The 19956-nt window shown below is 66.6% G+C and carries 19 protein-coding genes; 13 read left to right on the top strand and 6 right to left on the bottom strand.

Going from position 1 to position 19956, the window contains the following annotated elements:
• The first annotated feature begins 318 nt into the window (after window positions 1-318).
• Both WS62_RS00305 and WS62_RS00300 read left to right on the top strand, forming a co-directional pair.
• Window positions 319-954, top strand: coding sequence for a carbonic anhydrase (locus tag WS62_RS00305; protein ID WP_066566216.1), 636 nt, complete (start codon window positions 319-321; stop codon window positions 952-954).
• 54 nt (window positions 955-1008) lie between these two features.
• Window positions 1009-2544 (top strand): SulP family inorganic anion transporter, encoded by a 1536-nt coding sequence (locus WS62_RS00300; RefSeq protein ID WP_066566214.1) that lies wholly within the window; start codon window positions 1009-1011, stop codon window positions 2542-2544.
• A gap of 128 nt (window positions 2545-2672) precedes the next feature.
• Here the strand turns inward: WS62_RS00300 and WS62_RS00295 are convergent, their stop codons facing one another.
• The 6 genes from WS62_RS00295 to WS62_RS00270 form a co-directional block, all read right to left on the bottom strand.
• Complete coding sequence (locus WS62_RS00295; RefSeq protein WP_066566212.1) at window positions 2673-4220, bottom strand: 2-isopropylmalate synthase; 1548 nt, start codon at window positions 4218-4220, stop codon at window positions 2673-2675.
• Between the two features lie 357 nt (window positions 4221-4577).
• Window positions 4578-5450, bottom strand: coding sequence for a CDP-diacylglycerol--serine O-phosphatidyltransferase (pssA, locus tag WS62_RS00290; RefSeq protein ID WP_066484425.1), 873 nt, complete (start codon window positions 5448-5450; stop codon window positions 4578-4580).
• Window positions 5451-5466: 16 nt separating this feature from the next.
• Window positions 5467-6117: a phosphatidylserine decarboxylase gene (locus WS62_RS00285; RefSeq protein ID WP_066566208.1), complete on the bottom strand. Its 651-nt coding sequence runs from the start codon at window positions 6115-6117 to the stop codon at window positions 5467-5469.
• 120 nt (window positions 6118-6237) lie between these two features.
• Complete coding sequence (gene ilvC / locus WS62_RS00280; protein ID WP_010102500.1) at window positions 6238-7254, bottom strand: ketol-acid reductoisomerase; 1017 nt, start codon at window positions 7252-7254, stop codon at window positions 6238-6240.
• Between the two features lie 82 nt (window positions 7255-7336).
• Window positions 7337-7828: an acetolactate synthase small subunit gene (gene ilvN, locus WS62_RS00275; protein ID WP_066566205.1), complete on the bottom strand. Its 492-nt coding sequence runs from the start codon at window positions 7826-7828 to the stop codon at window positions 7337-7339.
• 113 nt (window positions 7829-7941) lie between these two features.
• Window positions 7942-9705 (bottom strand): acetolactate synthase 3 catalytic subunit, encoded by a 1764-nt coding sequence (locus WS62_RS00270; RefSeq protein WP_066566202.1) that lies wholly within the window; start codon window positions 9703-9705, stop codon window positions 7942-7944.
• Between the two features lie 384 nt (window positions 9706-10089).
• On the opposite strand from WS62_RS00270, the gene WS62_RS00265 reads away from it, so the two are divergent.
• The 11 genes from WS62_RS00265 to WS62_RS00215 all read left to right on the top strand — a co-directional run bounded on the left by WS62_RS00265 (window position 10090) and on the right by WS62_RS00215 (window position 19791).
• Complete coding sequence (locus WS62_RS00265; RefSeq protein ID WP_066566199.1) at window positions 10090-10650, top strand: RNA polymerase sigma factor; 561 nt, start codon at window positions 10090-10092, stop codon at window positions 10648-10650.
• Entirely contained in the window at window positions 10647-11072 is a 426-nt protein-coding gene (locus WS62_RS00260; protein ID WP_066566196.1) for a DUF3619 family protein, read from the top strand. The genes WS62_RS00265 and WS62_RS00260 overlap by 4 nt, the downstream gene beginning before the upstream one ends.
• Window positions 11073-11102: 30 nt before the next feature.
• Window positions 11103-11849 carry a DUF3106 domain-containing protein gene (locus WS62_RS00255; RefSeq protein WP_066566194.1) on the top strand — a complete coding sequence of 249 codons (747 nt, stop codon included), beginning with the start codon at window positions 11103-11105 and terminating at the stop codon, window positions 11847-11849.
• 6 nt (window positions 11850-11855) lie between these two features.
• Window positions 11856-12362 (top strand): RDD family protein, encoded by a 507-nt coding sequence (locus WS62_RS00250; protein WP_066566191.1) that lies wholly within the window; start codon window positions 11856-11858, stop codon window positions 12360-12362.
• A gap of 90 nt (window positions 12363-12452) precedes the next feature.
• Window positions 12453-13391 carry a UDP-2,3-diacylglucosamine diphosphatase gene (locus WS62_RS00245; protein ID WP_066566189.1) on the top strand — a complete coding sequence of 313 codons (939 nt, stop codon included), beginning with the start codon at window positions 12453-12455 and terminating at the stop codon, window positions 13389-13391.
• Between the two features lie 21 nt (window positions 13392-13412).
• A complete protein-coding gene (locus tag WS62_RS00240; protein WP_066566186.1) occupies window positions 13413-14447 on the top strand; it encodes a glycosyltransferase family 4 protein in 1035 nt (344 codons plus the stop codon).
• Between the two features lie 8 nt (window positions 14448-14455).
• Window positions 14456-14995 carry a diacylglycerol kinase gene (locus tag WS62_RS00235; RefSeq protein WP_066566184.1) on the top strand — a complete coding sequence of 180 codons (540 nt, stop codon included), beginning with the start codon at window positions 14456-14458 and terminating at the stop codon, window positions 14993-14995.
• 222 nt (window positions 14996-15217) lie between these two features.
• The gene (locus WS62_RS00230) at window positions 15218-15937 is read left to right on the top strand and encodes a TetR/AcrR family transcriptional regulator (RefSeq protein WP_066566182.1); all 720 of its coding nucleotides are present in this window, start codon (window positions 15218-15220) and stop codon (window positions 15935-15937) included.
• Complete coding sequence (locus WS62_RS00225; protein WP_066566179.1) at window positions 15934-16521, top strand: TIGR00730 family Rossman fold protein; 588 nt, start codon at window positions 15934-15936, stop codon at window positions 16519-16521. Before WS62_RS00230 ends, WS62_RS00225 begins: the two co-directional genes overlap by 4 nt.
• Window positions 16522-16725: 204 nt before the next feature.
• The gene (locus WS62_RS00220) at window positions 16726-17484 is read left to right on the top strand and encodes an SDR family oxidoreductase (RefSeq protein ID WP_066566319.1); all 759 of its coding nucleotides are present in this window, start codon (window positions 16726-16728) and stop codon (window positions 17482-17484) included.
• Between the two features lie 378 nt (window positions 17485-17862).
• Window positions 17863-19791 (top strand): ArnT family glycosyltransferase, encoded by a 1929-nt coding sequence (locus tag WS62_RS00215; protein ID WP_066566317.1) that lies wholly within the window; start codon window positions 17863-17865, stop codon window positions 19789-19791.
• Window positions 19792-19956: the final 165 nt, after the last annotated feature.

Below are 19956 nucleotides of genomic sequence, written 5' to 3'. Positions count from 1 at the left end.
CATGATGCAGCAATATCCCGACTGCCGCATCGGCGAAATCAAAAACAAAACATCCGCCTGATCCCCCTCGGCCCCACGGGACGGGCGTCTCACGCCTATTTCGGTGCGATATGCACCCTTTGCGGCCGTTCAATATTCACGGTTGGTGCAATCGCCCTAACCCCGAAAATAAATTGCAACAGAATATTTCAAATTGAACTTCGGATTACGAGGTTCCCCTAATATCACATACAACAACCTTTCAATTTAGAAAGCAATTGGTTCCGCGCCGATGCATGTTTGCGTCGCCGATACCGCACGCATAAGAAGGAATCCTCAATGAATCGCCCAAAAAGCATGCTCGTCGCCAATATTGCCTGGGCCAGCGAGATGTCCGAGCGCTCGCCCGACTTCTTCGACGCACTGTCGCGCGGACAGAACCCGCGCGTGCTGTGGATCGGTTGCGCCGACAGCCGCGTGCCGGCGGAAACCATCACGCAGAGTGCGCCCGGCGAACTATTCGTTCACCGAAACATTGCGAACATCTTCCAACCCGACGACGACAACTGCGTGAGCGTGCTCGAGTACGCGGTGCGGGTGCTGAAGGTCGATCACGTGATCGTTTGCGGGCACTACGGCTGCGGCGGCGTACGCGCGTCGCTGCTGCCCCCGTCGCCCGAGCTGCCGCACTTGAGCCGCAGGATCGCGCCGCTTTGCGCGCTCGCCGGCCGCCATCGCGCGGTGCTCGAAGGCGTTCCGCCCGACCAGGCCGCCGACCGGCTCGCCGAGCTCAACGTGCTCGAGCAGGTCCGCCTGCTGCGCAGCTCGTCGATCATCCGCGGCGCCGATCCCGCACCGCTTGTGCACGGCTGGATCTTCTCGCTCGCCGACGGACGGCTCAAGGAACTCGCGTCCGGCTACGCGGCCGCCGAACCGCAACCGCAAGCCGAACGCGCAGAAGCCACGGCCGCCTGACCGGCCGGCGCCGCCGCGCCGCATTCCGCCTCAACCCGTTTTTTTCCGTTTACTATGAAGAATCTACGCGCTTCCTTCTCCACGTTTCCGCGCGACTTCGTGGCCGGCACCGTCGTGTTCCTCGTCGCGCTGCCGCTCTGCCTCGGAATCGCCAATGCATCCGGCGTCGAACCGTTCGCCGGCCTCGTGTCCGGCATCGTCGGCGGTCTCATCGTCGCCGTGCTGAGCGGTTCGCCGCTGTCCGTCAGCGGTCCCGCCGCGGGCCTCGTCGTGATCGTCGTCGACGGCATCGCCCAGCTCGGCAGCTTCCAGGCGTTCCTGCTCGCGGTGCTGTTGTCGGGCGTCATCCAGTTCGGCTTCGGTCTCCTGAAGGCGGGCCGGTTCGCCGCGTATGTGCCGTCGCCCGTGATCAAAGGGATGCTCGCCGCGATCGGGATTCTGCTCATCGTCAAGCAGATGCCCTTCGCGCTCGGCCTCGGCAGCGACGCGCCCGGCCACGCGGTGCTCGCATCGAGCGTGATCGCGTTCGCGTCGCTCGCGCTCCTCGCCATCTGGGAAACTCGTGCGATACGTCGCTTCGCGTTCGTGCGCCTCGTGCCCGCACCGCTCGCCGTCGTGCTGCTCGGCATCGGCGCCACGGTCGCGCTCGGCTTCATCGCGCCCCACTTCGCGCCACCCGCCGAGCACCGGGTCGCGCTGCCCGAACTCGCGTCGTTCGCCGCGCTCGGCAATGCGCTGAAGACCGTCGACCTCGGCCCGAACTTCGCGCACCTGCTGAACCCCGACGTATGGCGCATCGCGATCACGATCGCCGTCGTCGCGAGCCTCGAGACGCTGCTGAGCCTCGAAGCGGTCGAGCAAATCGATCCGAAGCGCCGTCCGACCCAGCCGAACCGCGAGCTGAAGGCGCAAGGCGTCGGCAATCTCGTCGCAGGCGTGTTCGGGGGACTGCCGATCACATCGGTGATCGTGCGCAGCTCGGTCAACGTGAACGCAGGCGCGCAGAGCCGGATGTCGGCGATCGTGCACGGCGTGATGCTCGTCGTCAGCGTGTTCGCGCTCACCGGGCTCCTCAACCTGATCCCGCTCGCGAGCCTCGCGGCGATCCTGATCCACACGGGCTTCAAGCTCGCGAAGCCGGCGCTCTTCGCGTCGGTCGCGAAGCAAGGCCCCGGCGCGTTCCTGCCGTTCGCGGTGACGATCGCGGGCGTGCTCGCGATCGATCTCCTCGCCGGCATCGCGCTCGGCCTCGCCTTCGCCTGCTGCGTGCTGGCCGTCGCGTGCGCAAACCTGCGCAGCCCGGCAACGCTCGCGCAGCACGACGACCACTATCTGCTGTCGTTCCGCAAGGACGTGTCGTTCCTCGGCAAGGTGCAGATCAAGCACCATCTCGCGCAGATCCCGGATCGCGCGGTCGTCATCATCGACGCGACCCGTGCCGACTACATCGACCACGACGTGCGCGAGATGCTCGATGCGTTCGTCGCGGAGGCGCCGCGGCGCGAGATCATGGTCGACTACCGGCGCCAGGTCCAGCACGCGCGCGGCCGCGGCATTCGCGAGTTCTTCCGCAGCCCGACCGCGCAGTGAGCGCTCGAGCCGGCGTGTGCCGGCTCACCGTGCGGTAGAAAAAAACGACGCCCCGCGAGGCCATCGGCCCGCGGGGCGTCGTTCATTCGGTGCGCGGCGGCGATGCCGCCGCGCACGCATGGCGCGTGTTACGCGCGCTGCGGATTCAGTTTGTCGGCGTTCGAGTACAGCTTGTTCAGCGCGGCGATGTACGCCTTCGCCGATGCGGCGACGATGTCCGGATCGGTGCCGACGCCGTTGACGATCCGTCCGCTCCTCGCCAGACGCACCGTCACTTCGCCCTGCGCCTGCGTACCCGTCGTGATCGCGTTGACCGAATACAGCAGTAACTCGGCGCCGCTGCCCACTTCGGTCTCGATCGCATTGAACGTGGCGTCGACGGGGCCGTTGCCGCTCGCCTCGCCCGCCACCTCGCCGCCGTCGACCGCGAACACGACCTTCGCCTGCGGCCGCTCGCCCGTCTCCGAGCGCTGCGACAGCGACACGAACTTGTAGTGCTCGTGCTCGTGCGCGAGCGCCGATTCCTCTTCCGTAACGATCGCGATGATGTCTTCGTCGAAGATCTCGGCCTTGCGGTCGGCGAGATCCTTGAAGCGCGCGAACGCGGCGTTCAGCTCGGCTTCGCTGTCGAGCGCGACGCCGAGCTCCTGCAGGCGCTGCTTGAACGCATTGCGGCCCGACAGCTTGCCGAGCACGATCTTGTTCGCGGTCCAGCCCACGTCTTCCGCACGCATGATCTCGTACGTATCGCGCGCCTTCAATACGCCGTCCTGGTGGATGCCCGACGCGTGCGCGAACGCGTTCGCGCCGACGACCGCCTTGTTCGGCTGCACGACGAAGCCGGTGATCTGCGACACGAGCTTCGATGCCGGCACGATCTGCGTCGTGTCGATGCCGAGATCAAGGTCGAAGTAGTCCTTGCGGGTCTTCACCGCCATCACGATCTCTTCGAGCGACGTGTTGCCCGCGCGCTCGCCGAGGCCGTTGATCGTGCATTCGACCTGGCGCGCGCCGCCGATCTTCACGCCCGCGAGCGAGTTCGCGACCGCCATCCCCAGATCGTTGTGGCAATGCACCGAGAAGACCGCCTTGTCCGAGTTCGGGATGCGCTCGCGCAACGTCTTCACGAGGTGGCCGTACAGCTCCGGCACGCCGTAGCCGACCGTGTCCGCGATGTTGATCGTCGTCGCGCCCTCGGCGATCACGGCTTCCAGCACGCGGCACAGGAAGTCCATGTCCGAGCGGCTGCCGTCTTCCGGCGAGAATTCGATGTTGTCGGTGAATTTGCGCGCGAAGCGCACCGCGAGGCGCGCCTGCTCGAACACCTGATCCGGCGTCATCCGCAACTTCTTTTCCATGTGCAGCGGCGACGTTGCGATGAACGTATGGATCCGAAAGCTGTTCGCGGGCTTCAGCGCATCGGCCGCGCGCTGGATGTCCTTGTCGTTCGCGCGGGCGAGCGAGCAGATCGTGCTGTCCTTCACTTGCGACGCGATCGTGTGGATCGCGTCGAAGTCGCCGTTCGAGCTGGCCGCGAAGCCGGCTTCGATCACGTCGACCTTCATGCGCTCGAGCTGCTTCGCGATGCGGATTTTCTCTTCCTTCGTCATCGACGCACCGGGCGATTGTTCGCCGTCGCGCAACGTCGTGTCGAAAATGATCAGCTTGTCTGTCATGGGGACTCCAGGTATCGAATGGGGAAACACACGAGATGAAGCTCGCGCCACCGCAGGCGACGCTAGACAACAGACGAAGCTCGACGGAGGGCGAAAACGATCAGCGCGGCAGGCGCGCTAGCGCTAGCGCGCGTAGCGGCGCACCGGCTAGAAGAAGGGAGAGGCGGGAAAATGCGGTCATGCCGACGAATATAGCGGCATTCCCGGCCGCGCGCAATCGGCAGCTTTCTCGGGGCCCGAGCGCCGCGCCGCGCAGCATTCGGGCAAGAAAAACGGCGGCCACACGGGCCGCCGTCTTCGGTGCGCCCGGCGCGAGCCGGACTCGATTCGACGTCGCGCCAGGCCAGGAAGCGCCCGTCAGTGCTCCCGCTGCGACGAGCGCGCCGGATTGGCCCGGCCGCGCACGGCCATATAGGCCCAGAACACGTAGCCGGACAGCCCGTACAGCACGAAGAGGCCAAACAGCATCAGCGGCGGATCGGACGACACGAGCACGAACGCGACGACGACGAGCAGGATCGCCGCGAACGGCACCCGATGCCGGACATCGAGCGCCTTGCCGCTGTAGAACGGCGCGTTCGACACCATCGTCACGCCCGCATAGACCGTGAACGCGAACGCGACCCACGGCAGCCAGCCGAGCTTCACCGGCACGCGGTTGTCGGTCGCGAGCCATACGAAGCCCGCGATCAGCGCCGCGGCGGCCGGGCTCGGCAGGCCCTGGAAGAAGCGCTTGTCGACAACGCCGATGTTCGTGTTGAAGCGCGCGAGACGCAGCGCGGCGCCCGAGCAATAGACGAACGCGGCGAGCCAGCCCCAGCGGCCCAGGTCCTTCAGCACCCACTCGTACATCACGAGCGCGGGCGCGACGCCGAACGACACCATGTCCGACAGGCTGTCGAACTGCTCGCCGAACGCGCTTTGCGTGTGCGTCATCCGCGCGACGCGTCCATCCATCCCGTCGAGCACCATCGCGGCGAAGATCGCGATCGCGGCGGTCTCGAAACGCACGTTCATCGCCTGCACGACCGCGAAGAAGCCGCAGAAGAGCGCGGCCGTCGTGAACGCGTTCGGCAGCAGGTAGATGCCGCGCGTCCTCAGGAACCGCTGGCGCGCGGCGCGCCGGCTCTCGACGGGCGCGACGTCCTGCGCGACCGATTTGTTGTGACGAAACGACCGCGGCCACGGAGCATTGCCGTTGCGCGGCCGGCGCGGTTTGAATGCGGCCATCGATACGTTTTCCCGATTACTGTTGTTCGGGCAGTTCGGCGAGGATCGTCGACGATGCGGACACCTTCTCGCCGATCGACACGCGGGCGCGGCTGCCCTTCGGCAAATACACGTCGACGCGCGAGCCGAAGCGGATGAAACCGTAGCGCTGGCCGCGCGACACGGGTTCGCCCGCGCGCACGTAGCAGAGGATCCGGCGGGCGACGAGGCCCGCGATCTGCACGGCCGTCACGGTCTGGCTGGCCGCCGTCTGGATCACGACCGCGTTGCGCTCGTTCTCGGCCGACGCCTTGTCGAGCGCGGCGTTCAGGAACGCGCCCGGGAAATACTCGACCTTCTGCACCGCGCCGTCGACGGGCGAGCGCTGCGAGTGGACATTAAACACGTTCATGAACACGCTGATCTTCAGCGCTTCGCGATTCGCATACGGATCGTGCGCCATTTCCACCGCGACGATGCGGCCGTCGGCCGGGCACAGCACCGCGTTCGCCTGCGTCGGGATCGCGCGCGGCGGATCGCGGAAGAACTGGACCACGAAGACGAGCAGCAGCCAGAACGGCCATGCGAGGCCGAACCCGCCGATGGCATGGATCAACAGCGCGACGACGGCTGCGATCGCGATAAACGGCCAGCCTTCGCGCGCGATGATCGGATGAGGATAGTTCATGGTTCGTTCTTCGTTGAATTGCAAAGCCCGTAGGATAGCAAAAGCCGCCCTCGGCTCCGGTGCCTTCGGGCGGCTTTTTGATGCCGACCCTCGATTCGAGGGCCGGATAGGACGCGCAGCTTAGTTCTTCGACTGGTCGACGAGCTTGTTCTTCGCGATCCACGGCATCATCGCGCGCAGCTTCGCACCGACCTGCTCGATCTGGTGCTCGGCCGTCAGGCGGCGGCGCGATTGCAGCGTCGGCGCGCCCGCCTTGTTCTCGAGAATGAAGCTCTTCGCGTATTCGCCCGTCTGGATGTCCTTCAGGCACTGCTTCATCGCCTTCTTCGTCTCTTCGGTGACGACGCGCGGGCCCGTCACGTACTCGCCATACTCGGCGTTGTTCGAGATCGAGTAGTTCATGTTCGCGATGCCGCCTTCGTAGATCAGGTCGACGATCAGCTTCAGCTCGTGCAGGCACTCGAAATACGCCATTTCCGGCGCGTAGCCCGCTTCGACCAGCGTCTCGAAACCGGCCTTGATCAGCTCGACGGTGCCGCCGCACAGCACGGCCTGCTCGCCGAACAGGTCGGTTTCCGTCTCTTCACGGAAGTTCGTCTCGATGATGCCGGCACGGCCGCCGCCGTTCGCCGCCGCGTACGACAGCGCGATGTCGCGCGCCGCGCCCGACTTGTCCTGCGCGACCGCGATCAGGTGCGGCACGCCGCCGCCCTGCGCGTACGTGCCGCGCACCGTGTGGCCCGGCGCCTTCGGCGCGATCATGATGACGTCCAGATCCGCACGCGGGATCACCTGGCCGTAATGGACGTTGAAGCCGTGCGCGAACGCGAGCGTCGCGCCCTGCTTGATGTTCGCGTGCACTTCCTGCGCGTAGACGGCGGCGATCTGCTCGTCGGGCAACAGCATCATCACGACGTCCGCGCCCTTGACGGCTTCGGCCACTTCCTTGACCGCGAGACCGGCGTTCTCGGCCTTGCTCCACGACGCGCCCCCCTTGCGCAGGCCGACCGTCACGTTCACGCCGCTGTCCTTCAGGTTCAGCGCGTGCGCATGGCCTTGCGAGCCGTAACCGATGATCGTGACTTGTTTGCCCTTGATGAGGGAGAGGTCGGCGTCCTTGTCGTAGAAAACTTTCATGATTGTTCCTTCGCTGATTCAGTGAAATTCGTTAGTGAGACCGGGCCCTGACGGCGCACCCGGCTCGTTCGGCGCGGCGGCGTCAGACCTTCAGAATGCGCTCGCCTCGACCGATGCCCGAGCTGCCGGTGCGCACGGTCTCGAGAATCGAGCCCGCGTCCAGCGCCTGAATGAATGCGTCGAGCTTGTCGCTCGCACCCGTCAATTCGATCGTGTAGGTCTTCTCGGTCACGTCGATGATACGGCCGCGGAAAATGTCCGCCATCCGCTTCATTTCTTCGCGCTCCTTGCCCACTGCCCTCACCTTGATGAGCATCAGCTCCCGCTCGATGTGTGCACCGTCGGTCAGGTCCACCACTTTCACCACCTCGATCAGGCGGTTCAGATGCTTCGTGATCTGTTCGATCACGTCGTCGGAGCCGATGGAAACGATGGTCATGCGCGACAGCGACTGGTCTTCGGTCGGCGCCACCGTCAAGGTTTCGATGTTGTAGCCGCGTGCCGAGAACAGACCGACGACGCGCGACAACGCGCCCGGTTCGTTTTCCAGCAGGACGGAAATGATGTGTCTCATGTTCGCTTCTTCCAGAATTATCCCGTGTCGATTGCGTGCCGCAGCGCACCGCCGCGTGTCGCACCGCCCTTCGTGAAGGCGGCCGCCCGCGGGCTCGGGCGCGCATCGCGCCTTTACAGATCTTCCGATCCGAGCAGCATCTCGGTGATGCCCTTGCCGGCCTGGACCATCGGCCAGACGTTCTCGGTCGGGTCGGTCTGGAAGTCGAGAAACACGGTGCAGTCCTTCAGGCGCAGCGCTTCCTTCAGCGCCGGCTCGACGTCCGCGGATTTTTCGATGCGCATGCCGACGTGGCCGTACGCCTCGGCGAGCTTCACGAAATCCGGCAGCGCATCCATGTACGAATGCGAATAGCGCTTGCTGTATTCGATCTGCTGCCACTGACGGACCATGCCGAGGTAGCGGTTGTTCAGCGAAATGATCTTCACCGGGGTGTCGTACTGCTTGCAGGTCGACAGCTCCTGGATGCACATCTGGATCGAGCCTTCGCCCGTGATGCAGAGCACGTCGTCGTCGGGATGCGCCATCTTGACGCCCATCGCCGCCGGCAGGCCGAAGCCCATCGTGCCGAGGCCGCCCGAATTGATCCAGCGGCGCGGCTTGTTGAAGCGGTAGAACTGCGCGGCCCACATCTGGTGCTGGCCGACGTCCGAGCAGACGAACGCGTTGCCGTCCGTCAGTTCCCACGCCTTCTCGACCACGTACTGCGGCTTGATGATCTCGCTTTCGCGGTCGTATTTCAGGCAGTCCTTCGCGCGCCAGCTTTCGATGTCCTTCCACCATTGCGCGAGCGCTTCGGTGTCCGGGCCATGCTCGGCCGTCTGCAGTTGCTCGATCAGATCCTTCAGCACTTCCTTCACGTCGCCGACGATCGGAATGTCGACCTTCACGCGCTTGCTGATCGATGACGGATCGATGTCGATATGGATGATCTTGCGGGGACGCGACGCGAAGTGGGCCGGATCGCCGATCACGCGGTCGTCGAAGCGCGCGCCGATCGCGATCAGCACGTCGCAGTGCTGCATCGCCATGTTGGCTTCGTACGTGCCGTGCATGCCGAGCATGCCGAGGAACTTCTTGTCTGACGCGCGGTAGCCGCCCAGGCCCATCAGCGTGTTCGTGACGGGATAGCCGAGCAGGTCGGCGAACTGGTTCAGCTCGCGCGACGCGTCGGCGAGGATGATGCCGCCGCCCGTGTAGATGTACGGCCGCTTCGCGGACAGGAGCAGCGCGACCGCCTTGCGGATCTGCCCCGAGTGGCCCTTGGTGACCGGGTTGTACGAGCGCAGCGACACGCCCTTGACGGGCTCGTACTCGCACGGCGTCTTCGACACGTCCTTCGGGATGTCGATCAGGACGGGACCGGGCCGGCCGGTGCGCGCGATGTAGAACGCCTTCTTGACGGTTTCCGCGAGCTCGCGCACGTCCTTCACGAGGAAGTTGTGCTTCACGCACGGACGCGTGATGCCGACGGTGTCGCACTCCTGGAACGCGTCCTGGCCGATCGCCGCGGTCGGCACCTGGCCGCTGATCACGACGAGCGGGATCGAATCCATGTATGCGGTGGCGATGCCCGTCACCGCATTCGTGACGCCCGGGCCCGACGTGACGAGACACACGCCGACCTTGCCCGTCGAGCGCGAGTACGCGTCCGCGGCATGCACGGCTGCCTGCTCGTGACGCACGAGCACGTGTTGAATTTTGTCTTGCTTGTACAGCTCGTCGTAGATGTAGAGGACCGAGCCGCCAGGGTAGCCCCAGATGAATTCGACGTTCTCGTCGGCCAGTGCCTTCATGAGCACGGTGGCGCCGATGGAGCCGGTTTTCTGAGGGGAAAGGGATTCCGACGTGGAGAATTCCGCGCTGGGCATGTTCATCGATGACCTTTCGAATTTTCGGCAAAAAATTGATCGGGTGCTCTCTGCTGGGCTTGTGGCTCAGGTTCAAGCGGCGCGTCCAGTTGAAAGGCGGGCTTCATGGGCCAGCCTCAAATGTGACCATCACTTATGTTGCGAACTGGCAACGATAGCGGGTCCCCGACAGGCGGTCAAGCGGAAAATCCCGCGGCGCATCAATCCTCCCGGCGACGCGAACGCGAACGCCCCGCCGAGGCCGGCGGCAAACCGCCGCGCACGCCCGTTTCGGCGGCCTGACAGCCCGGTCAGGATGCCGTCGACGGCGAAATTTGTTAGCATCCGCGGGTTTTACGAATTTTTTCCGATCTTTTCACGCCGCAAGAACGCAGCGCAGACCTTCACGGAATGGCATCAGACAAGGAACTCGCGGACTTTCTGGCGGGCGTCGAAAGGCGCGCGTTCAAGCAGGCTGCTTACGCGGTGCGCGACGACGACGCGTCGCTCGACATCGTGCAGGATGCGATGATCCGGCTCGCGGAGAAATACGGCGACCGCCCGGCCGCCGAGCTGCCGCTGCTTTTTCAGCGGATCCTTCAGAACGCGATCCACGACTATTTCCGCAGACAAAAGGTGCGCAACACCTGGGTCAGCCTGTTCTCGTCGCTGAGCAACACCGACGACGAAGATTTCGACCCGCTGGAGACGCTCGAATCGGCGGACGGCGACGGTGTCGAGAGCAGCGAGACGCGGCTCGAGCGCGAGCAGGTGCTCGCCCTCATCGACGATGAAATCCAGAAGCTTCCTGCGCGTCAACGGGAAGCCTTCCTGATGCGTTATTGGGAGGATATGGATGTCGCCGAGACAGCCGCCGCCATGGGGTGCTCAGAAGGCAGCGTCAAGACGCACTGCTCCCGAGCCACTCACGCACTGGCGGCCGCGCTCAAGGCCAAAGGAATCACGCTATGAGCTCCGCTCCCGCAACGAAAGAAGAAACCGATTTCGCCTTCAAGGTGCGTCGCGCGCTCGACGAGCGCGCGACCGCGCTGCCCGCCGCGACGACGGAGCGGCTCGCCGCCGCGCGTCGCGCCGCGCTCGCCCGCAAGAAGCCCGACGCCGCGATCGTGCTCGTGCCGGCGCTCGCCGGCAACGCCGGCACGCTCGAGCTGCGCCCGTCTGCCGAACCGCGCCGCAAGTCGCTCGTGCGCCGGCTGATCCGCGCGTGGCCGCTCGCGCTGCTGCTCGCGGGGCTCGTCGGCATCGCGTACTGGGAAGACTTGCAGCGCACGGCCGAGCTCGCGGACATCGACGCGGCAATGCTGAGCGACAACCTGCCTCTCACCGCGTATCTCGACCACGGGTTCAACGCGTATCTGTCGCACACTCACTAACGCCAACGCATCAAGAAGAGGAACGCACGGGTGAGTCAAAAACGGGGATTGGCTGTCTTTTTCGGTTGCGTGATCGCGCTCATCGTCGCGTACGCCGCCACCTACCCGCGCTTTCACCCACAACCGGCCGCGGTGGCGGCGGCGAGCGCACCGGCGATCGCGCCGGCCGCGATCGCCCTCACGACCGACCTCCCGGTGCTGCCGCCGTCGAGCCCGCTGTCCTGGGCGCGCCTCACGCCGCCGCAGCGCGTCGCGCTCGCGCCGTTCGCGAACCAATGGGATTCGTTCAGCGACGAGCGCAAGCGCAAATGGCTGAAGATCGCGGCGCGCTTCCCGAAGATGTCGCCTGAAGTGCAAAAGCGCCTGCAGGAACGGATGACCGAGTGGGTCCGCATGACGCCCGAGCAGCGCCGCGTCGCGCGCGAGAACTACGTGGTGTCGAAGGATCTGTCCGCGCAGGCTCGCGAGAAGGCCTGGAAAGCTTACCAACAGCTGTCGCCCGAGCAAAAGGAGAAGCTCGCGGCGGCCGAGCACCGGCGCCGGCCGACCGTCGTCAGCGCGCCGCCCACCGGCAAGACCGACCGCGACGTCAACCGGCTCGTCAACGCGCACGACCGTCATCCGGCGAGCGCGGCCGCCGCGAGCATCGCGCCGCCCGCCGCCAGCGCGCCCGCCGCGGCGCCCGCTCCGGCATCGACGACGACGGGCGCCGTCACGCCGGCCGTGCCCACGCCCGTCTCGCCGTCCGAGGCGCCGTCGCTCTTCAACGGTTCGTAAGCGGCCGTGACGGCGCCCGCGATTCCGTCCGAGCCGCCGCCGAGCGTGCGCCGCCGGCTCGCCGCCCTCGTCTACGAAAGCCTGCTGCTGTTCGGCGTCGTGTTCTTCGCCGGCCTCGCGTTCAGCGTGACGCTCCAGCAACGCAACGGCCTCGACCATCACAATCTGCTCGCCGCGTGGATCGCGGCCGTCGTCGGCGTTTATTTCGTCTGGTTCTGGACGCACGGCGGCCAGACGCTGCCGATGAAGACCTGGCGGCTGCGGATCGAGACCGCGCGCGGCGCGCCGCTGTCGGTCAGCCGGGCGATCGTCCGCTACGCGCTCGGCTGGCTGTGGTTCCTGCCGCCCCTCGCACTGCACCCGCTCGCGGGCTTCTCCGTGCCGCGCACGCTCGCGGCCGCGGCCGTCTGGTTCGCGCTGTGGGCGCTCGCCGCGCGACTGCACCCGACGCGCCAGTTCCCGCACGATCGCCTCGCCGGCACCCGCATCGTCGCCGCGCCCCGCCACGGCTGATTCCCCGTAATAAGAACGTCTCGTGACTGTCATGGCATAGTCACGCCCGCGTGGCGCAATGCCGATAACCTCAATCGGCGCGAGTCATGCATGGGCCAAAAAAAGTCCGCGACCTCCTTCTTTCGTGATCCTGCTGGCCTGCACGCCGCCAGCGCCTTCCTGTCCGGCTCCGCAGCGAGCGAAATACTCGCGCCGGCCCGTCCTCCCGCCGCGAGCGCCACGCGGCACGACGACCACGAGCCCGCCTCGCACCGCTACCGGACGATCTGGCTGTCGGACATCCACCTCGGCACGAGCGGCTGCCAGGCGGGATACCTGCTCGACTTCCTCAAGCACAACGAATCGGAATACCTGTACCTCGTCGGCGACATCATCGACGGCTGGCAGCTCAGAAAGGGCTGGTACTGGCCGCAAGCGCACAACGATGTCGTCCAGAAAATCCTGCGCAAAGCGCGCAAAGGCACGCAGGTCGTGTACATCCCCGGCAATCACGACGAAGCCGCGCGCCAGTTCTGCGATCTCGCGTTCGGCGAGATCCACGTGCGCGGCGAGGCGTTCCATACGACGCTGTCGGGCAAACGTTTGTGGGTCGTCCATGGCGACCTGTTCGACGGCGTGATCCAGCACGCGAAGTGGCTCGCCTATCTCGGCGACACGCTGTACACGCTGATCCTCGTGCTGAACCGCTGGTTCAACCGGATCCGCAGCCGCTTCGGCTTCCAGTACTGGTCGCTGTCGCAATACCTGAAGCACCAGGTGAAGAACGCCGTGAACTTCATTTCGTCGTTCGAAGCGGTGATGACCGACGAAGCGCGTCGCCGCGGCTGCGACGGCGTCGTCTGCGGCCACATCCACAAGGCCGAGATCCGCGACATCGACGGCGTGCTCTATTGCAACGACGGCGACTGGGTCGAGAGCCTGTCCGCGCTCGTCGAGACGATGGAGGGCGAACTGAGGGTCGTCTACTGGACCGTGCTGCACACGCCGCCCGCCGCGCAATCGCGCAAGACGAAAGCCGCCACCGCCTGACCCCCGAAAGGACTGCCTGCGATGAAAATCATGATCGTCACCGATGCGTGGGAGCCGCAAGTCAACGGCGTCGTGCGCACGCTGAAGAGCACCGCGCGCGAGCTCATCGCGCTCGGCCACCGCGTCGAGCTCGTCACGCCGCTCGAGTTCCGCACGGTCCCGTGCCCGACCTATCCCGAAATCCGCCTGTCGATCCTGCCGTACCGGCGGCTGCGCGAACGCCTGAACGCGTTCGCGCCGGACGCGCTGCACATCGCGACGGAAGGCCCGCTCGGCCTCGCCGCGCGCCGCTACGCCCGCGCGCGCCGGCTGCCGTTCACGACCGCGTATCACACGCGCTTTCCGGAGTACGTGCAGGCGCGCTTCGGCGTTCCGCTTTCCGCGACCTACCGTTTCCTGCGCTGGTTCCACGGCGCGTCGCTCGCGGTGATGGCGCCGACGCCCGTCGTCAAGAGCGACCTCGAGCAATACGGCTTCGACAACGTCGTGCTGTGGACGCGCGGCGTCGATCTCGACATCTTCCGGCCGATGGAGTCGAAGGTGCTCAACACCGTGCGGCCGATCTTCCTGTATGTCGGCCGCGTCGCGATCGAGAAGAACGTCGAGGCGTTCCTGAAGCTCGACCTGCCCGGCTCGAAGTGGGTCGCGGGCGAAGGGCCCGCGCTCGCCGAGCTCAAATCGCGCTATCCTGAGGCCAATTACCTCGGCGTGCTGACTCAGGCGGAGCTCGCCAAGGTATACGCCGCCGCCGACGTGTTCGTGTTCCCGAGCCGCACCGACACCTTCGGGCTCGTCCTGCTCGAGGCGCTCGCGTGCGGCACGCCCGTCGCCGCGTACCCGGTCACGGGGCCCGTCGACGTGCTCGCCGACGGCGGCGCGGGTGCGATGAACGACGACCTGCGCGAAGCGTGCCTCGAGGCGCTGAAGATCGACCGGCGGCATGCGCGCGCCTGGGCCGAGCGCTACTCGTGGATCGCGGCGTCCGAGCAGTTCGCATCGCACCTGAAGCCGCTGCCGAAAACCGCCTGCCCACGCACCGAAGGCGCAGCCGTTTGAAACCAGCCATGCGCGCGAAAGCGCCCCCGACCCATTCGCCGCGGAGGCCGGCCGCACGTGCGGCCGCCGCGCACCCTGTCCACGTTCCGCTCCCTTCGTCTGAAACGCCCGCCGAGCCGCACGAGCCGCTCGGCCCGGACGATCCGCTCGCGCTGCCGCACAATCCGTACAAGGGCAATCGCGGCCTGATGCGCGCGTGGCATGCGCTCAAGAACTCGTACAACGGCTTTCGCGTCGCGATCCGCGAAGAAAGCGCGTTCCGCCAGGAGCTCACGCTCGCGGCGATCATGCTGCCGATCGCGGCGTTCGTGCCCGTCGAGCCGGCGTCGCGCGCGCTCCTCATCGGCACCGTGCTCCTCGTGCTGATCGTCGAGCTGCTGAACTCGAGCGTCGAGACGGCGATCGACCGGATCTCGCTCGAACGCCACGAGTTGTCGAAGCGCGCGAAGGATCTCGGCAGCGCGGCCGTCACGGTCGCGCTCTGCGCGTGCCTGACGACCTGGGGCCTCATACTCGGCCCGCTCGTCTGGCACCGGCTCGCCGGCTAGGCGCATCGCGACAGCCGACGTCCGGCCGCCCCCCGCCGCGACGCGCTTCTTGTGTGCGACGCAGCACCGCCGGGTATGCCCCGATGACGAAATACGCCGGACGCGCAAGGTAGCGGTTTATAATCGGCCGACAGCCTTCAAAACAGCAACCCGAGCCGGGCTACGATTCACGCAGCAACATTGGCAGCGCCCGCCAGTCCGGCAAACACAGGGCCGGACGACATGGAAGCGAAACCTCCCCGCCGCACGCGCGAACGGATTCTTGAGTTGTCGTTGAAACTCTTCAACGAGATCGGCGAGCCGAACGTCACGACAACGACGATCGCCGAGGAAATGGAAATCAGCCCAGGCAACCTGTACTACCATTTCCGCAACAAAGACGACATCATCAACAGCATCTTCGCGCAGTTCGAACAGCAGATCGAACGGCGCCTGCGTTTTCCCGAAGATCATCGGCCGACGATCGACGAAACGTGGTCGTACCTGCAGTACATGGCCGACTTCATGTGGACCTACCGTTTCCTCTATCGCGACCTGAACGATCTGCTCGCGCGCAACCGCACGCTCGAGACGCACTTCAAGCAGATCATCAGCCACAAGGTGCGCTTCGCGCGCGAGATGTGCGAGCTGCTCGCGGCCGACGGCGAGCTCGTCGCGACGCCTGCCGAGATCGAGGTGATCGCGACCAACATGGCCGTGATCGCCACCTACTGGCTGTCGTATCAATACGTGATGCACCCGCGCAAGTACAACGACCAGGACGCGATCCGCGAAGAGCTGCACCAGGTCAGCATGCACGTGATCTCGGTGATCGCGCCGTATCTGCGCGGCCGCTCGCGGCAGATCTTCGACGATCTCGTGTCCGGCAAGCTGCCGAAGCGCGAGTTCCACGACTTCCTGCCGCCGCGCGACGGTTCGCCGCGCAAGGATTCGAAGCAATGAAGGCCGTCTGCGTCTATTGCGGTTCGGCGCACGGCGTCAAGCCCGTCTACACGGAAGCCGCGCGCGCATTCGGCCGCGCGCTCGCGCAATCCGGCCTCACGCTCGTCTACGGCGGCGGGCGCGTCGGCCTGATGGGCGTGATCGCCGACGAAGTGCTCGCCGCGGGCGGGCACGCGATCGGCGTCATCACCGAGCTGCTCGTCGACAAGGAAGTCGGCCACACCGGCTTGACCGAACTGCACGTCGTGCCCGACATGCATCATCGGAAGAAGATGATGGCCGAGCTCGCCGACGCGTTCGTCGCGATGCCGGGCGGCGCGGGCACGCTCGAAGAGTTTTTCGAGGTCTACACGTGGGCGCAGCTCGGCTATCATCGCAAGCCCGTCGCGCTCTACAATGTCGACGCGTTCTATGAGCCGCTCATCACGCTCCTCAAGCACACGGTCGACGAAGGCTTCATGCACCGCACGTACTTCGATGCGCTGTGCATCGACGCGGCCCCCGGCGCGCTCATCGATCAGCTCGTCCAGTATCGTCCGCCCGCGCGCGACAAATGGACGTTCCCGTCCGAACAGGAAGCTTGAGCCGGCGCGATGGATCGCGGGCGCGCGCCGCGATCCGGCGCGCTGTCTCGCACTGCCTCTCTTGATGCACGCGCTGCGCTTCGCGCGCCGGTCTCGGCTTTCGCATCGACCGGCCGCGTCGCGCAGTTGCCGCGCAGTCTCCGCTTTCCCGCCGTTCCCGTTTTCCGCCCGAACGCGCATTTCGCCCGGGCCGAGGTTCAAGCGATGACGAACACGCCGCCCAAAGTCGTCCTCATCACCGGCGCGAACCGCGGCATCGGCCGCGCGACCGCGCGGCTCGTCGCTGCGCGCGGCTGGTCGGTCGGCGTCAATTACGCGCGCGACGCGAACGCCGCCGAAGCGACCGCCGACGCGGTGCGCGCCGCGGGCGGGCAAGCGTACGTCGTGCGCGGCGACGTCGCGAACGAAGCCGACGTGATCGGCATGTTCGACGCGGTGCAGGGCGCGTTCGGCCGACTCGATGCGCTCGTCAACAACGCGGGGATCGTCGCGCCGTCGCTGCCGCTCGCCGACATGGACGTCGCGCGCCTGACACGCGTGTTCGACACCAACGTGCTCGGCGCGTATCTGTGCGCGCGCGAGGCTGCGCGGCGGCTGTCGACCGATCGCGGCGGCGCGGGCGGCGTGATCGTCAATGTGTCGTCGATCGCCGCGCGGCTCGGCTCGCCGAACGAATACGTCGATTATGCGGGCTCGAAGGGCGCGGTCGACACGCTGACGCTCGGTCTCGCGAAGGAACTCGGCCCGCACGGCGTGCGCGTGAACGCGGTGCGCCCGGGCCTCGTCGCGACCGAGATCCACGCGAGCGGCGGCCAGCCCGGCCGCGCCGAGCGGCTAGGCGCACAAACGCCGCTCGGCCGCGCGGGCGATGCCGACGAGGTAGCCGAAGCGATCGTCTGGCTGCTGAGCGACGCGGCGTCGTACGTGACGGGCGCACTGCTCGACGTCGGCGGCGGGCGCTGACGCCCGCGCGCGCCGCACCTTCGATCGCCGGTCGTCGAGCGGCGAGGCCACTTTCATTCATTCGGGCTTCGAACGATTTCGTGCCCTCGCCCGCGCGTTCGGGCCGCCGACTGTCGTTTTCTCACATCGGCCGCCGCACAATGCGGGCCTGACACGATCTGCGGCACGAGAGCCTGCCGTGCCGGCCATACAAAACTTCACAATTCTCCGCAATATTTAGCGTTTCATAACAATTTTCGTAAACGTTCGTAATAGTCTCGTGGTCTACTAACGACCATCGCGACGTACGCCGTCGCACGCCCGTCATCCGCCACCTCGCGGCCACGAAATCGGCCGAACCCACGCAGCTTGGCCGGCACATACGAAGAGATCACCCAGATGCAGGGAAATGCAACGCCCGGCGGCCGGCACGCGCCTGCGCCCGGCTCGGCGCATCACGTCCGCCCATCGGAACCCAATTCACCGACGTCGTCCGCCATCGCGCTCGCCGTCCGCGTACCGAGCACCGCGGGCGCAGCAGGCGGCCGCGCAGCCGATACGCGCGGGGCGTCGTCCGTTGCCCGCGCGCCGCTCGCCGGGCTGCGCGCCTGGCTCGTCGCCGCAGCCGTGCTGTGCGCGTACCTGCTGCCGGGCGTTCTCGGCCACGATCCGTGGAAACAGGACGAAACCTACACGTTCGGCATCATCCAGCACATGCTCGAAAGCGGCGACTTCGTCGTGCCGACCAACGCGGGGCAGCCGTTTCTCGAAAAGCCGCCGTTGTACGACTGGGTCGCCACCGGCCTCGCGTGGCTCTTTTCCCGCTACCTGCCGCTACACGACGCAGCACGGCTCGCGAGCGCCCTGTTCGCCGCGCTCGCGTTCGGCTTCGCCGCGCGCGCCGCGCGCATCGCGACCGGCGCGACGCGCTGGCTCGAGCTGCCGGTGATCGGCACCGTCGCGCTGTACGCGGGCTCGCTCATCGTCATCAAGCATTCGCACGATCTGATGACCGACGTCGCGTTGATGGCGGGCACGGCGATGGGATTTTGCGGACTGCTCGAACTCGTGATCCGGCACGCCGGCAGCGCGAACGGCGCCAGCGCCATGCACCGCGCGCCCGCGAACCGCTTCGCGGCGCCGCTCTTCGGCTTGGGCGTCGGCGTCGCATTGATGTCGAAGGGGCTGTTCGTGCCGCTCGTGTTCGGCGCGACCGTCGTCGCGACGCTCGTCCTCTATCCGGCCTGCCGCAGCCGCGCGTTCTTCCGCTCGCTCGCCGTCGCCGCGCTCGTGTGCGCGCCGTTCGCGCTGATCTGGCCGACCGCGCTGTTCCTGCGCTCGGAATCGCTGTTCCTCGTCTGGTTCTGGGAAAACAACGTCGGCCGCTTCTTCGGCTTCTCGGTGCCGACGCTCGGCGCCGAAAACGACAAGCCGCTCTTCATCTGGCGCGCGCTGCTGACGGTCGGCTTCCCGGTCGCCCCGCTCGCGCTCGTCGCGCTCGCGCGCGGCCTCTGGCGCGAGTGGCGCGCGCCGCGCGTCGCGCTGCCGCTCGCGTTCGCGGGAATCGGGATGGCCGTGCTGCACATTTCCGCGACGTCGCGGCAACTTTACGTCCTGCCGTTCATCGCGCCGCTCGCACTCGTCGCCGCGCAGGCGATTCCGCGCCTGCCGCAACGGCTGCACACCGCGTGGGACTATGCGAGCCGGCTGCTGTTCGGCGCGGTCGCGGCGCTCGCGTGGGTCGTCTGGTCGCTGATGTCCGATCACAACGGCCCGCGCGCCGGCCTGCAATGGCTCGGCCGCTGGCTGCCGCTCGACTGGACGATGCCGATCGAGCCCGCGCTCGTGCTGTCGGCGCTCGCGATCACGATCGGCTGGGTCGGCCTGCTGCCGTCGCTGCGGCTCGCGGGCAAATGGCGCGGGGCGCTGTCGTGGGCGATGGGCGCGCTCGTCGCGTGGGGGCTCGTCTACACGCTGCTGCTGCCGTGGCTCGACGTCGCGAAGAGCTATCGTTCGGTGTTCGAAGATCTGAACCGCCAGCTCGCGCTCGAATGGAACGACGGCGACTGCGTGGCGAGCGTCGATCTCGGCGAGTCGGAAGCGCCGATGCTCTATTACTTCTCCGGCATCCGGCACCAGCCCGTCGCGCAGCCGAACGCGAGCGCATGCACGTGGCTCATCGTGCAAGGCACGCGCGCGAACCCACCCGCGCTCGGCGGCGAATGGAAGCCGTTCTGGTCCGGCGCGCGTCCGGGCGACGAGCAGGAAATGCTGCGCGTCTACGTTCGCACGCCGACGCCGGCCGCCGCGACCCGCCTCCGTCCGTAATGCCCGCTTGTGCGCGGCGTCATCGCCGCGCACCGTCCCGTTACTATCTTCACACCCCGATAATTGGGGTTTTGGCCAGCCAGGCCCGGCATGATTCCCGCCCCCAGTCGCAGTCATGATCCGGGGGGTGTTGTCACCGGGCCTGGTGGGTGGCTGGTGATCGCT

It is taken from the genome of Burkholderia sp. ABCPW 14, from assembly GCF_001523835.1.
Classification (GTDB): Bacteria; Pseudomonadota; Gammaproteobacteria; order Burkholderiales; family Burkholderiaceae; genus Burkholderia; species Burkholderia mayonis.
The sequence above is the reverse complement of the archived record's forward strand: the minus strand, read 5'-3'. Positions and strand labels throughout refer to the sequence as shown.